The organism is Arthrobacter sp. efr-133-R2A-63, assembly GCF_030209795.1.
Classification (GTDB): domain Bacteria; phylum Actinomycetota; class Actinomycetes; order Actinomycetales; family Micrococcaceae; genus Arthrobacter; species Arthrobacter bambusae_A.
On the sequence record NZ_JARVRG010000009.1, the window covers coordinates 67,034 to 80,648 of the forward strand.

General features: G+C 64.3%; 15 protein-coding genes. 13 read left to right on the plus strand and 2 right to left on the minus strand.

Translation table 11 applies throughout. The annotated features are described in order from the left end of the window. Positions 1–23 precede the first annotated feature (23 nt). Positions 24–704 (plus strand): maleate cis-trans isomerase family protein, encoded by a 681-nt coding sequence (locus QRN45_RS04465; protein WP_284762520.1) that lies wholly within the window; start codon positions 24–26, stop codon positions 702–704. On the opposite strand, the gene QRN45_RS04470 is transcribed toward QRN45_RS04465, so the two are convergent. Then, positions 694–1,614 (minus strand): polysaccharide deacetylase family protein, encoded by a 921-nt coding sequence (locus QRN45_RS04470; protein ID WP_284762521.1) that lies wholly within the window; start codon positions 1,612–1,614, stop codon positions 694–696. The two genes, QRN45_RS04465 and QRN45_RS04470, sit on opposite strands and share 11 nt — an antisense overlap. A 95-nt stretch (positions 1,615–1,709) precedes the next feature. On the opposite strand from QRN45_RS04470, the gene QRN45_RS04475 reads away from it, so the two are divergent. The 8 genes from QRN45_RS04475 (at position 1,710) to QRN45_RS04510 (ending at position 9,180) form a co-directional block, all read left to right on the plus strand. Continuing rightward, positions 1,710–3,113, plus strand: a complete 1,404-nt coding sequence (locus QRN45_RS04475; protein WP_284762522.1) for an amidohydrolase family protein — start codon at positions 1,710–1,712, stop codon at positions 3,111–3,113. After that, a complete protein-coding gene (locus QRN45_RS04480) occupies positions 3,110–3,298 on the plus strand; it encodes a hypothetical protein (RefSeq protein ID WP_284762523.1) in 189 nt (62 codons plus the stop codon). Before QRN45_RS04475 ends, QRN45_RS04480 begins: the two co-directional genes overlap by 4 nt. Beyond that, positions 3,291–4,673: an amidase gene (locus QRN45_RS04485; RefSeq protein ID WP_284762524.1), complete on the plus strand. Its 1,383-nt coding sequence runs from the start codon at positions 3,291–3,293 to the stop codon at positions 4,671–4,673. Before QRN45_RS04480 ends, QRN45_RS04485 begins: the two co-directional genes overlap by 8 nt. Positions 4,674–4,732: 59 nt before the next feature. Continuing rightward, positions 4,733–6,382, plus strand: a complete 1,650-nt coding sequence (locus QRN45_RS04490) for an ATP-binding protein (RefSeq protein ID WP_284762564.1) — start codon at positions 4,733–4,735, stop codon at positions 6,380–6,382. Continuing rightward, complete coding sequence (locus QRN45_RS04495; RefSeq protein WP_241708071.1) at positions 6,379–7,050, plus strand: response regulator; 672 nt, start codon at positions 6,379–6,381, stop codon at positions 7,048–7,050. The genes QRN45_RS04490 and QRN45_RS04495 overlap by 4 nt, the downstream gene beginning before the upstream one ends. 85 nt (positions 7,051–7,135) lie before the next feature. After that, positions 7,136–8,317: an NHL repeat-containing protein gene (locus QRN45_RS04500; protein ID WP_284762525.1), complete on the plus strand. Its 1,182-nt coding sequence runs from the start codon at positions 7,136–7,138 to the stop codon at positions 8,315–8,317. A 66-nt stretch (positions 8,318–8,383) separates the two neighbouring features. Further along, positions 8,384–8,866, plus strand: a complete 483-nt coding sequence (locus QRN45_RS04505; protein WP_284762526.1) for an SRPBCC family protein — start codon at positions 8,384–8,386, stop codon at positions 8,864–8,866. Further along, the gene (locus QRN45_RS04510) at positions 8,863–9,180 is read left to right on the plus strand and encodes an ArsR/SmtB family transcription factor (RefSeq protein ID WP_241708074.1); all 318 of its coding nucleotides are present in this window, start codon (positions 8,863–8,865) and stop codon (positions 9,178–9,180) included. The genes QRN45_RS04505 and QRN45_RS04510 overlap by 4 nt, the downstream gene beginning before the upstream one ends. Positions 9,181–9,199: 19 nt before the next feature. On the opposite strand, the gene QRN45_RS04515 is transcribed toward QRN45_RS04510, so the two are convergent. Next, positions 9,200–9,514: a hypothetical protein gene (locus tag QRN45_RS04515; RefSeq protein WP_241708075.1), complete on the minus strand. Its 315-nt coding sequence runs from the start codon at positions 9,512–9,514 to the stop codon at positions 9,200–9,202. A gap of 116 nt (positions 9,515–9,630) precedes the next feature. Here QRN45_RS04515 and QRN45_RS04520 point away from each other — a divergent pair, with 116 nt between their 5' ends. The 4 genes from QRN45_RS04520 to QRN45_RS04535 all read left to right on the plus strand — a co-directional run bounded on the left by QRN45_RS04520 (position 9,631) and on the right by QRN45_RS04535 (position 13,584). Then, positions 9,631–10,449: a COG4705 family protein gene (locus QRN45_RS04520; RefSeq protein WP_284762527.1), complete on the plus strand. Its 819-nt coding sequence runs from the start codon at positions 9,631–9,633 to the stop codon at positions 10,447–10,449. Positions 10,450–10,613: 164 nt separating this feature from the next. Then, complete coding sequence (locus tag QRN45_RS04525; RefSeq protein WP_241708077.1) at positions 10,614–11,774, plus strand: extracellular solute-binding protein; 1,161 nt, start codon at positions 10,614–10,616, stop codon at positions 11,772–11,774. Further along, entirely contained in the window at positions 11,771–12,733 is a 963-nt protein-coding gene (locus QRN45_RS04530; protein ID WP_241708078.1) for an ABC transporter permease, read from the plus strand. Before QRN45_RS04525 ends, QRN45_RS04530 begins: the two co-directional genes overlap by 4 nt. Next, positions 12,733–13,584 (plus strand): ABC transporter permease, encoded by an 852-nt coding sequence (locus tag QRN45_RS04535; RefSeq protein ID WP_241708079.1) that lies wholly within the window; start codon positions 12,733–12,735, stop codon positions 13,582–13,584. Before QRN45_RS04530 ends, QRN45_RS04535 begins: the two co-directional genes overlap by 1 nt. Positions 13,585–13,615: the final 31 nt, after the last annotated feature.

The window sequence follows — 13,615 nt, forward strand, 5'->3', positions numbered from 1 at the left end:
CCTCTTCCCGCTTGGGGATGCTTGTGCCGTCGTCGAACTCCAACGCGGAGTCGCTGACTTCCGATATCCTGGCCGGATCGCCGGACGTCGGGGTCCACTACAGCCGTTTCCGGCTCCCGGCAGACCTCGATGACCGCATCGATGCGAAGGTTCTCGGCGATGCGCCGTCACTGCTCAGCGATGCGGAGCTGGATGCCATCGCGTTCCACGGAACGTCGGGTTCCTGGACCGGCCTCGAAGGGGACCGGGCACTCGCCGAATCATTGACGGCGGCCACCGGTGCGCCGGCCACCACCGCATCCTTGGCTCTTGTGGCCGCACTCGACGCGCTCGACGCCGGACGGGTCGCCGTCGTTTTTCCCGGCCCCGCGAGCATCATGGCGCTTATTGAACGTGAGTACGCCGCCAGCGGCCTCGAAGTAGTCCGCTCCTCGGTGCCCATGACGTCAATGTCCAACCCGGAAATCTCGAGATTGTCCGGCGCGGAAATCGGCGCGCTGATGAGGCCCGCGTTTGGCTCCGACGTCGATGCCGTCGTCTGTATTGGGACGAACCTTCGCTCGGCCTATCTGGCGGCCGGCTTCGAATCCGAATTCGGAGTGCCCGTCGTCGACAGCGCAACAGCGACCCTGTGGCATCTCCTCCGGCTGGCCGGAACTGCGCGCCGGATCACGGGATGGGGCGCGCTGCTCGCTAGCGCCTAGGGCTCGTTGTGAGCAGCCAGGCCTGGATGATCTGCGATCGGGTTGCAATCCACGCCGGGCTGCTGCCCGCATGGGACAGGAACGTGTCCAGGGCGGCTGCGTAGGCAGGCCGGCCAATAAGGCGCGGGTGGAGGCCCACGTTCATGACGGACGGGCCGGGCCTGCCGTCAGTGAGCATCATGTCCAGCGTGCCGCACAATTGGCGGGCGAAAGCGGTGGCCGTGGGGAACTGCCTGAAGAGGCCCGAGTCGTTGGTGTCACCGGCGTAGGGCAACACCGGCAACCCGGCTCCGTCCTTCCCCGCGTTGTCCATCCCGGTTCCAAAATGCGGCAAGTCATCGTTGAAGCAATTGGACTCATACGTGAATCCAGCGGCGGCGAGAGTGTCCCGCGTGCCCGGGTTGAGTCCGTCTCGGGAGTACCAGCTCGTGGGCGGAACGCTGGTGCTCTTGGAGATCGAGTCGCGGGACGCGGCAATGAGCGCGCGCTCCTCCTCGGGAGCGAGCCCGGCGTGCGTGTCCCAGTTGTAGCCGTGGTCGGCAATTTCATGGCCATCCCTGACGAGCGCAGCCGCGATCTGCGGGTTTTGCTCGAGTGCCGTGGCGCAGCAGAAAGCGGTTGCTCTTGCGTCGTGGTGCCTCAAAATGCGCAACACCCGCCAAATGCCTGCCCTGGATCCGTATTCGAAAGCCGATTCCAGCGTGAGGTTCCGGACCGTAGGGTGGGCGGGGTGCTTGATCCAGTGGGCGCCAAGATCGTCTGCAGGTCCTCCGCGGGCGATGCTGCGCTCGGCTCCGTCTTCGACATTGATGACCACGGACACGGCGACGCGCGCACCGCCAGGCCAGCTGAACTCCGGTGGATGTTCGCCGTAGCCTACGAAATCCCGAGCGGTGGTGGGGAGTGGCACTGTGGAATCTCCTCTGTCCTTATACCCTGGTACTTGCACTCTGTGGTTATAGTGAAGATACTTCGATATTATGAACGTAATCGATAGGGAGTCGAATGTCTACGCTCATCCTCGGTGGCACCGTCGTGCCAGGTACAGGCAAGACGGTGGTCGAATCAGGAGCGGTCATCCTGCGTGACGGGCGCGTCGCCGACGTTCTTGAGCGTTGGGACCTCGATCACGCCTTCGACGGCGAGGTCATCGATGCGAGCGGATGCGTCGTGATGCCCGGTCTCATCAATAGCCACGTCCACGGGGTGACTCCGGGCCCGCTCATGCCCAGCGGTGCCCCCGCGCTGCCCGACGACGAGTGGCTGGCGAATCTTGACCGCCACCTTCTTGCGGGAACCACCACGGTGTTGAACCTTTGCGGCTTTTGCACCATGGGCCATGTCCGGGAGGCGGACCGCCGCCATGCTGTCCACGTCCGGGGAGCGACGACCTACTTGCCCGAAGCCGAGCGGGCCGCCCGTATGGCCGACGGCAGGGGGCTGCCTGCGCAGTCCGGCCACAGCACTGTGGAGAAGATGCTCGACGATGGCGCGATTGCGATCGGTGAGCTCGGCGGCGGTCAGACCCTCGGCGGGGGAGGGCAGGACCTGAGCTACATCCCTCGCGCCATTGAAAGTGCGAGCGGGGTGCGCGTGCACTCGGCGCAGGCCCGGCGCATGAAGGAAGCCGTGCTTGGCCGGTTCATCGACCCGGACGCATGCGACATGGCCGAACTCCGCGTCGCGGCCGCCGAAGCCGGCTTGGAGGGTCAGATCGAGCTCGTCGAATTGCGGAACATCATCGCGGATTCCGTGTTGCCTTCCATCGAACCGGCACTCAACGGCATCCGGGAAGGCGTCCAGGCCGCGGCGCGATATGGCGTGCCGGCGATCCTGCACAGTGCAGCCGCGACAGCTCGGGTCATGCGCGAACTGATGGATGGGGCACGCGGGATCACGTCAGGCGGCCCCAAGACGTCCGGGGCGGCGGCGAGTGTCATCGCTTCCCACGCCAACCACCCCTCGCACACTCCGGCGGAAGCCCTCGCGCTGGCCAAGCTAGGCAGGGATCGTGGCTGGTATGCCGAAGTTTCCGTTTTCGACCTCCTGCACCGTAAACAGACCGTGACCACGCGGGAGCACTGGGATGTCTTGCTCCAGGAGCCCGGACTCGTCGAGGTCCTCGCCACCGACTACGGCCACGAGGGCCATCACGACGAGCTGATCTCGGCCGTGCAGGATGTGGCCGAGCGCGGTTACCGAAACTTGGCCGGAGCGGTGGCCATGGCGACGTCGGCAGTGGCCGGGTTGATTCCGGGGATTGCGCCGAACGGTGGGCGGATTGAGCCCGGGCGCGATGCCGACGTCGTCATCGCCAGCGCTGCGGACTTCCGGGACGTACGCTTCGTCTTCGTCGGTGGCGTCTGCGTGGTGCGGGACGGTCGCCTGACTCCGGCGGCGCGCCGGTGAGCGGGCAGCTGACTCCGGAGCAGTCCGCGCGGCTCATCGAGCTGGTCGGCGAGGCGATCCAGCAAGAGGACGCCGCCGCCGTCGAACGCTCATTCAATGACTTTCAGCGCGGCATGGCCGCGTTGAGGGCCGATTTCGACCCCGGACGTTGGCAGGAAGCCCCGGAAGGTGGAGCGAATGACTGAAGCATGGGAATTGGGAATCGCCGAGGCGTCAGGGTTCCTGCGCCGCGGCGAGCTCTCGGCGGCCGAACTCGTCGAATCCGTCATCGGACGGCTTGAAGCCACGGAAGATGCAGTGCATGCCTGGGCCTACGTCGACCGGGACGGCGCTCGAAACGCGGCGCGCTCCGCGGACAATAGCGCGGCGCGCGGCGGGTTCCTCGGATTGCTCCACGGGATTCCGCTGGGTGTGAAGGACGTCATCGATGTGCGGGGGATGCCTGCTGAAGGCGGCTCGTCGGCGCTCAAGGGCCGCGTTGCGTCCGACGACGCCGGCGTGGTCCGGCACCTGCGGCGGAACGGGGCGGTGATCCTGGGCAAGACGGTGACCCATGAGTTCGCCTTCGGACAGGGAACCCCGCCGTCGAAAAATCCCTGGGGGGCGGAGCGCTACGCCGGCGGGTCCAGCATCGGTTCGGGTGTGGCCGTGGCCGTCGGGAGTGCACCGGGCGCCCTGGGCACGGATACCGGCGGATCGGTGCGGAATCCGGCTTCGGTGAATGGGCTGGTGGGCCTCAAAGCCACGGCCGGACTGGTGGACGGTTCAGGCGTGCTCAACGTCAGCCATACTCTCGACCACATCGGTCCCATCGCTCGAAGCGCGGCGGATTGTGCGGCCATGCTCCGTGGCATGGTGGGGCCGGAGAACGCGGCCCGGCTGCCGGAGATGGTGCTCCCACAGGCGATGCCGGCCCTGACCCGCGTGGCGGTGGATCGTGGCGCCTGGGCCGAGTGGGAGGTCACTCCGGAAGTGGATGCGGTCCTTGAACAGGCTTTGGTTGTTTTGCAAGGACTCGGAGTGGAGGTAGTTGAGGTGTCCCTCCCCGAACTGAAGATGGCCCTGCCCGCGAGCTTGGCGATTTCGTTGTCCGAATCGGTCGAGCACCATCGCGAACTGCTGGCCGGGAGCGCTGACAAGTATCTTCGCGGAACCCGCATCATGATCGAAACCGGTGCCTTGGTGCCGCGCGAGGACGTCCAGTTCGCGCATCAGGTGCGCTCGTATCTTCGGGCCTCCCTGCGGACTGCCATGGACAACGCAGGGGTCCAGGCCTTGGTTTCCCCGACGCTGCCGTCCATCGCGCCGATCGAAGCGGACATGTCCCATTCGCTGACCGGCTCAACGGGGAAGGATTCCCTCTCCAGCGCACTCATGATGCTCTCGCCGGCCAACCTCACAGGGATGCCCGGATTGAGCATCCCCTGCGGATTTGCCGGAGGACAGCCGGTGGGGATGCATTTCCTGGGCCGGGAATTCGCGGAGGCAGATCTCTTGGGCATCGCGCACGTCTACGAGAAACACACTTCGTGGCACGCCCGTGTGCCGGTCCGGCGCTGATCCGTAGTAGCCGTGAACTTTGTCACATAAGCTACTAGGAGAGTAGGAAGAGGTTGGCGGTGCACCCAGAGTTGCGTGGCTTGCGATTTTTCGGCGCGCGCTGGAAGGCGCGGCCCCTTGCCTCCCAGATCCTCGTGTGGTTGCTCTGCATCCTCTTTGTGACAGTCACGTTGGGCGCGCTTCTCTACACCCAGATCAGCAACCAGACCCTCGAGGACCAATACCGGCTCCGGGCGCTGGGGATCGCCACGACGGTGGCGCAGATGCCGGAAATCGTGACGTCCCTGGGGAACGGAGATCCCACGCACTCGATTCAGGCGATCGCGAGCAAGGTCCAGTCCCAGGCACAGCCGGACTACGTCGTGGTCACCGACCGGAAAGGTGTCCGGTACTCCCACCCGAATCCAAACCTCATCGGGCAGACCTTGGAAGAACCCGTCGCAGTCCTCGACGGGCAGACCCATGTCGGCATCGACAAAGGCAGCCTCGGCGACTCAGTCAACGCCAAGGCGCCGGTGCGCGCGGCGGACGGGACCGTCGTCGGGCAGGTTTCAGTGGGAATCCTGGAGACCACCGAAAGCAGCGAGCTCACCAAACAGGTGTTGCTGATTGCCGGCTATTCAGCCGTTGTGCTCGTGATCAGCGCCATGGGTTCTGCCCTGCTGGCGCGCAGGATCAAGAGGGTCACCTTCGATCTCGAACCGGTGGAGATCGCGTCCCTGTTGCAGGAGCGCGAAGCCTTGCTGCACGGCATCCGCGAAGCGATGATCGGGTTCGACGACGACGGCCGGGTCACCGTCATCAACTCCGAAGCGCGCTCCCTGCTCCACTTGGAAGAAAACGTGCTGGGGGAGAAGATCGAGGATCTGCTTCCAGCCGGGAGGCTGCGTTCCCTGTTGACCGGACAGATCAGCGGAACCGACCAGATCGTCATCACCGAGGACGCCCTGCTGGTGGTGAACCGGATGTCCGTTGCCTTGGCCGGAAGGAGCATAGGCTCGGTGGTCACACTGCGCGACCGCACCGAGGTTGAGGGGCTGGTGCGCGACCTTCGCTCTGTCGAAGGCCTCATGGAGGCCCTGCGCGCCCAGGAGCACGAGTACGCGAACCGTCTCCACGTGGTGGACGGACTCCTGGAACTCGGAGATGTGGACCAGGCACGGAATTTCGTCTCACGGATTTCGGACACCTCTCGTTCGCTGGGCGAAGGCCTGCGCTCGCGGATCGAGCCGCCGGAGCTCGCGGCTTTGCTGCTCGCGAAAATCACCGTGGCCGCTGAGCAGGACGTCACGATATCGGTCACTGACGACTCGCAGCTGCGCCAACCGTTCCTCGAAACGCAAGCGCTGCTGACGATCGTCGGGAACCTCCTCGACAACGCCGTCGAGATCCTCGCTGAGCAGCCCACGCCCCGTGAGGTGAGCATCCAGTTGGACGATTCCTCGGGCATTTTCATTTGCGTGACCGACAATGGGCCCGGTGTCCCCGCAGAATTGGTGGGCACGATCACCGCCGACGGGTTCACCACCAAGGAACCGCGGCCGGGAATGCGACGCGGGATAGGCCTTGCGCTGGTGAGCAGGATCGTTCACCGTGCAGGAGGCACCATGGATGTTTTCCCGGGCCCCGGGGGACGCTTTGAAATCTGGTTGCCGGAACCCCACATGGAATCCGAAACCCCGGTCATGACAGGAAAATCAATCGAATGATCCGTACCTTGGTGGTCGACGACGACTTCCGCGTAGCCCGCATCCACGCAAGCCGCGTGGCCAAAATCGAGGGATACGAATGCGTCGGCGAGGCCCACACCGCGGCAGAGGCCAGGGAAGCCGTGCAGCGGCTCAAACCGGACCTTCTTCTCCTGGATGTCTACCTCCCGGATGAAGACGGAATCAGCCTGTTGCGGTCCCTTCAGGGGGCCGGGGAAAAACTCGACGCCGTCATGATCACCGCCGCGCGCGACCTTGAGACCGTACGGGCCGCCATGCGCGGGGGAGCGGTGTACTACCTCGTCAAGCCGTTTGGCTTCGAGCAGCTGCAGACCCAGCTCGAAGCATATCGGCGTTGGCGGCAGGAGGCGGAATCCCGGACGGTGGCCGACCAGGCGACCGTTGACCAGCTGTTCAGCCTGCGCCGGACGGCTCCGCCCTCCAAAGCGACCCGGCGGCTGCCACCCACGATGCAAAAAGTCCTCGACATGGTTGTTCATTCCACGGAACCCTTGGGTGCCTCGGAGATCGCGGGCAGCGTCGGAATCAGCCGCCCTACGGCGCAGCGCTATCTCAGTGAACTCGAACGCAAAGGACTCGTTGACCTGCATTTGGCCTACGGATCGACCGGGCGGCCGGTGAACACGTACTTGCCGCGCAAGGGTTGAGGGCCGGCGGCGGGATATGCTGCAGACGCGGAGCTCGCTCCGCTGGGTCGGCGTCGAGCGCCGTTGGGGATTCTCGGGGGAGAAAGTGAAAATTTGGAGCCTGGCCGTCGTGGCCGCGACCGCGTTCGCCTATCTGGGCGCTGTGCCTGCGATGGCGGCACCTTCGGACGTTCTTGACGTGAGCGGGGTGCCCGTTGGCGTGGTGGTCGGTCCTGACGGCACTGCGTATGTCGGCAACTACGGAGCGGCCGGCGGCATCAGCGTGATACCTCCCGGAGCGGTCCGGCCATCCCGGACCATCAGCACGGGAGGGTTCACGTCAGGCCTGGCAATGGCCTCGGACAGCACCCTGTACGTCGCTGAACGAGACAGCGCCAGCAATCAGTACGACGTGGGCGTGATTCCTGCCGGCGCGACCGGTGTCGCGCGACGAATTCCGGTTTCCAGCGGGAGCCATCTGATCGCCGCTGGACCTGACGGGACGATCCATGTTCCGAACTCGTTGGAGCACACCGTGTCGGTCATCGCGGCGAACGGATCGACCGTGGACCGGACGGTACCTGTCGGAGAAGGACCGGTGGAGGTCGCGGTCACGAAGGACGGCACCGCGTTCGTAGCAAACCAAATCGCGGGGACTGTCTCGGTCATTCCTTCCGGAGCGAGCGCCGTCTCCCGGACCATTCAGGTCAGCGCGACGTCAGGAAGCACAGAGAATCCCCACGGGATCGCCGCGGGCCCTGACGGAACAATTTATGTCACCAACATCAGTTCCAATCAGCTCGCAGTCATCAAACCGGGCGCTGACACGGTCGCATACCGTATCTTCGTCCCGGGAGGACCCCAAGAGGCAGTCGTCGGCCAGGACGGTACCGTCTTTGTGACCACGGTCCAAGACCGCGTGTTGTCAGTCATCCCGCCGGGCGCAACAGCTGTGGGATCCTCCATCCCAACTGAGAAGAACTCCGGGCATCTGGCGGTGGCTCCGGACGGGACGCTCATCGTGACAAGCCCGGGCAGCGGTAACGGTGACGGCTCAGTGTCCCGTTACGCCGCGGTTGCCCCGGGCGCAACAACCTCCACAGCCTCGAAACCCGCCGTCCCTGGAACGCCATCGGGCGTCGGGACTCTCAGCCCCTGGAGCATCATCACCGCAATCGGCGGCGGCGCCGCGATAGTGACAATCGCCGTCGCGGTCTTCATCGTGGCCGCGGGACGCCGCAGAAGATCCGCCCTTGGCGACCCCAGTAAGCCTCGATCTGCAGCCTAAGGGTTGCTCTTTCTTTCAGTTAATGCAACCCTTTAGTTGCAGTAAATGGCTGAAAGGACCAGAATCATGGCTATGACTGCAAACCAGGCCTCCGTCGTCGACGCCGGCGAATTCACCGTGAGGCGCACCATCACCATCGCGGCACCCATCGAGAAGGTGTGGGCCGCGATCACCGAAGCCGAGCACATTGCGCGCTGGTTCGGACAAACCGCCGTCCTTGACGAGGTGGCCGTTGGAGGCCGCGGTGTCTTTTCTTTCGAGGGATACGGCGCCTTCCCGGTGCTGATCGAGGAACTCGACCCGCCGCGAATGATCGCCTACCGCTGGAGCAACGACGACGCGCGCGGCACCCAGCCGGCCGAGGTCGACCCTGACCACTCGACCGTGTTCCGCTTCACGCTTGAAGTGCTCGACGGCGGAACGCAGCTCACCGTCGTCGAGACCGGCTTCGGCACGACGAGCGATCCGGCCTTCAACATGGAGAGCCACCGCCAAGGCTGGGACTCGGAGTTGGACGAACTGGCCGCTTATGTCGAGGGTGGGTCGTGACCACGAGCACCCTGGTTCCAGTATTCGCCGCGCTCGGAGACGAGACGAGGTGGAGCATTCTGGCTGCCCTCGGCGAAGGCGACGCATCGGCGTCGGCCCTCGCCGGGCGGCTCCCGGTCACGCGACAAGCCATCGCCAAGCACCTCGCCGTGCTGCAGGAGGCCGGGCTCGTTGAATCGCTGCGCGTGGGCCGCGAACTGCGCTACAGGGTGCTCGGCTCGCAACTGAGCGAAACGGCACGCAACCTCGACCGCATCGGCGCCGAATGGGACCGCCGCCTGTCCACTATCAAGCAGATCGCGGAAGGACTGTAGTTCTTCGGAACAGAGTGCTCTACGTCGAACGCCGGTTGCGCGCCTGGTGCGCCAACTGGATGAAGCCATAGATGAAGACGGCCTCGATAAGCACCATCAACGCCAGCCAGAGCACCTCGCCCGTGCCGATGAAGTCGATGATCCCGACGAGGACAAGCACGGTGCCAAGGACCAGTGCGTAGACGGCGAAACCCAGGGCCACTCGTGCGCTCCGCACGCCCGTGCGGAAGCCAAAGCCCAAGGGTTCTCCTCCGGGATAGCCTTGGACGCGATCGTGTCCTGCGGGCTTGAGCCTGTCGAACTCATCCCAAGGGTCCTGATCCTGATCGGCCATGGCTCCATTATCCCGCGAATGGGGCCGGGTGGCTTGGGGCTTCGTCACCGTGTCAGGGCGTGGCCACATGCGTCACATTCGGGAAACGCTCGGGAAGGCCGTGAACAATGGGGGCCATGATGCCCGAAGAAGTCACCGCTAGCCCGCGGGCCAAGGACACCGTAGCTGTTGGCGATCAACTGCAAAACGCCGTCTCACGAGCCTCCGCCTCGAAAGTACCCGAGGTCACCGTCTTGTTCTGGGTCGTGAAGATCCTCACTACCGGGATGGGCGAAACGACGTCCGATTTCCTGGTGCACCGATTCGAACCCGAGATCGCCCTGGGCCTCGGGTTCGCGGCATTGGCGATTTCGCTGGTCCTGCAGTTCCGCGTCCGCCGGTACATCCCCTGGGTGTATTGGACCGCCGTCGCGATGGTCAGCGTGTTCGGGACCATGGCTGCCGACGCAGTCCACGTCGGACTTGGCGTCCCCTATCTGGCGTCGACCCTCTTCTTCACCGTGGCGCTCGCCGTCGTCTTCCTGCTTTGGCACCGGAGCGAGAAGACCCTCTCCATCCACAGCATCACCACCCGGCGTCGGGAGCTGTTCTACTGGGCTGCGGTGCTGACCACGTTCGCGCTCGGCACCGCGACCGGAGACCTGACCGCCTACTCGCTGGGCCTGGGCTACCTTGCCTCGGGCATCATGTTCGCGGTTGTCATCGCCATCCCGGCGCTGGCCCGCTGGCGTCGCCTGCTGGCGGCGATCCCCGCCTTCTGGTTCGCGTACATCCTGACCCGTCCCTTGGGGGCGTCCTTCTCTGACTGGACCGCTGTTTCCCCTGACCGAGGGGGACTCGACTGGGGCACCGGCCCCGTCAGCCTGGCCCTCGCTGCGGCGATAGCCGTCCTCGTCACGTTCCTGACCATCAAGTGGAAGCGTGCCGAAAAGTAGGGATTTCCGGCTTCTTATGGTTGTTCGTATGTCCTGACATATTTGCGTTAATTCTGTCTGCGGTTCACCACGGATTCATGGGGGAAGACCCGCTCCTTCACCTTGCCCTTGGAAGGTAGTTCCTGCACTTGGGGGACTTTTCGAGACAAGATGAAGGAACACCCATGACCAACCGCTTTCTAGCAGCGGCCGCCGTCGCCGTCGTTGCAGCCACCGCTGTGACCGGCTGCGCGCAAAGCAGTACTGCTTCGGCGCAGAACAATGGCGCCAGCGCATCTCCGGACAAGACGATCACCGTGTTCATCAGCGGGGACACGAACGTCCAGAACTTGTGGGAAAAGAGCCTCGTTCCCGCCTTCGAGAAGGCCAACCCCGGCTACAACGTGAAGGTCACCCTCGATCTGCACGGCGAGCACGATGCCCAGACCCTGGCGAAACTGACCAGCGCCACGGAGCAGAACAAGGAACCTGATTTCGACCTCGTGGACGGCGGCTTTGTCTCCAAGGCCTCTGCGGCCAATCTGCTGACCTCCGTGAGCTCGCAGACGATTCCGGCACTGAACGATGTACCGCAGGATGTCATCAAGGCCGGCGGCACCGGTGGCATCCCGTACCGCGGCTCCGCGGTGCTCCTCGCATATGACACCAAGACAGTTGCCACTCCGCCGAAGACCCTCGACGATCTGCTCGCCTGGATTAAGGCAAACCCGGGCAAGTTCACCTACAACTCGCCCAAGTCGGGAGGGTCCGGTGGCGCATTCGTTGCCACGGTCCTGGACAAGTTCGTTCCCGCCGACGCCCGCGCCAAGATGACGGTGGGCTACGAGAAGGACCTCGAGAAGTACTGGGACCAGGGCTTCGCGACGTTGAAGGACCTCAACTCATCCGTCTTCCAGAGCGGTGTCTACCCCAACGGCAACCAGCAGACCCTTGACCTGCTCGCCAAGGGACAGATCTCCATGGCACCGGTATGGTCTGACCAGTTCATCACCGGCCTGACCAATGGCCAGATCCCGTCCACCGTGAAGGCCACCCAGATCAGCAACCCGTCCTTCACCGGCGGTGCCGCCTACCTTGGCATTCCCAAGTCCTCGCCCCGCCAGGAAGCGGCACTGAAGCTTGCCAACTTCGTCCTCTCTCCGGACGCGCAGACCATGATCATCAAGGACATGTCCGGTTTCCCGGCCATCAGCCTGGACAAACTGCCGGCTGACGTGAAGGACAAGTTCAAGGACGCAGACACCAACAACCTGCGCAAGGGCTACTTCGACCAGATGGGCAAAGACCTGAACAACCTCTGGGACCAGAAGGTTCCCGGCCAGTGACAACCACGCTTCACAAGCCGGCGGAACTGGAACAAACAGTTCCGCCGGCCCGTACCACGCGCCCTAAGCGCCTGGGCCAGCGCGCCGTCGGATTCTTCATGGCCCTGCCGCCGATCCTGCTGATCGCGATCTTCGTCGGCTTCCCGATCGTGCTTGCCTTCGGCTTCAGCATCGGCCTCACCGGTGGGTTGAACCACACCATTGCCACCATTGGCCAGAACGTGCACGAGGCGGACTCATGGTGGGGAACGCTGGCGGCATACCAGGAGATGTTCACCAACAAGCGTTTCCTCGGGGACCTTCTGGTTACGGTCATCGTGACGCTGGCCAGCACGGCAACGGTCATCTTCCTGGCCTTGGGCATTGGTCTCTACCTCAAGCTCAAGGGCGGTCGAATGGCCCGGCTCCTCTCCGGACTGGCGATCGTGCCGCTGTTCATCCCGGTGGTCATCGCCTCGTGGGCGATCCTGACCTTCTACTCCGGCACGGGTTTCCTGCGGAGCGTTTTTGCCCTGTTCGGGCTTGACTTCCCGGTATGGGCTTTCACCATGGTCACGGTCATCATCGGCTCGGTCTGGACGTCGCTTCCGTTCGCCGTGCTCATGGTCTCCTCCGGACTGCAGTCCGTGCCGAACGCCATGATCGAAGCAGCCCGCGACGCCGGTGCCGGCTCCTTGCGCACGATCGTCTCGGTGATCGTTCCCATGGCGGCAGTTCCCATCATCATCGCGACGACGTTTACGGCCATTGGAATTGTTGGCTCGTTCACGGTGCCGTACTTCACCGGGCCCAATTCACCGAACATGCTCGGAGTGGACATGTCCAACTACTTCTCTGCCTTCAACCAGCCCCAGCAGTCCGCGGTCATGGCCTTCACTGTCTTCCTGATCGCTTCCGGAATCGCCGCGCTCTACGTGTGGGCAAACTTCCGCTCGGCCAAGGAACAGGGGAAAGCCTGATGGCTGTCACTACTGCCTCACGCACCCGCCGGCCGCTCACGCTGGGCTCGATTGTGCGCGGTGCCGTCGTGGGCCTGTTCGTGGTCCTTATGGTCGTGTTCATCCTCGGCCCCCTGCTCTGGCTGGGCGTCCGCGCCTTCGCGGGCAACTGGACCTTCCCCAACCTCCTTCCCGACGACTGGACGCTGCGCTGGTGGCAGGTGGTGGTCAACGACGGCGCGCTCGGCATCGCGGTGCAGAACTCGTTGTTCTTCGCCCCGCTGACGGTGCTCGTGTCCGCGATCATCTGCTTGCCCGCCGCCTACGCCTTCGCCCGCTTCGATTTTCCCGGCCGACGCTTCTTCCTGATCAGCCTTTTCGCGACCAACGCCTTTCCCAAGATGGGCTTGTTCGTTACCCTTGCGGCGCTCTTCTACGCCTTGAACCTGATGAACACGGTGCTGGGAATCCTCGTGGTGCACGTGCTGGGCACAGTGGTCTTCATGACGTGGATCCCGGCTGCAGCGTTCGCTGCCGTGCCGCGGAACCTTGAGGAAGCAGCCCGCGACGCCGGAGCCTCCACATTGCGCGTGTTCGCCTCAGTGACTCTCCCCATGGCACTGCCCGGGATTATCGTCGCGGCCGTGATGTCCTTCCTGGCGTCCTTCGACGAAGCGCAAGGAACGTACTTGGTGGGTGCCCCGGCGTTCATGACCATGCCGACCCAGATGTACAGCCTGGTGCTGAACTACCCCACCCAAGTGGCCGCCGTGTTCTCGATCCTGCTGGCCATCCCCTCCGTGGCCCTCATGCTCGCGGCGCACAAGCACATCCTCGGCGGCCAGCTCGCCGAAGGCTTCCAGATCAAATAGCGCCCCGCGCTCAATGTCAGACAGAGAACCT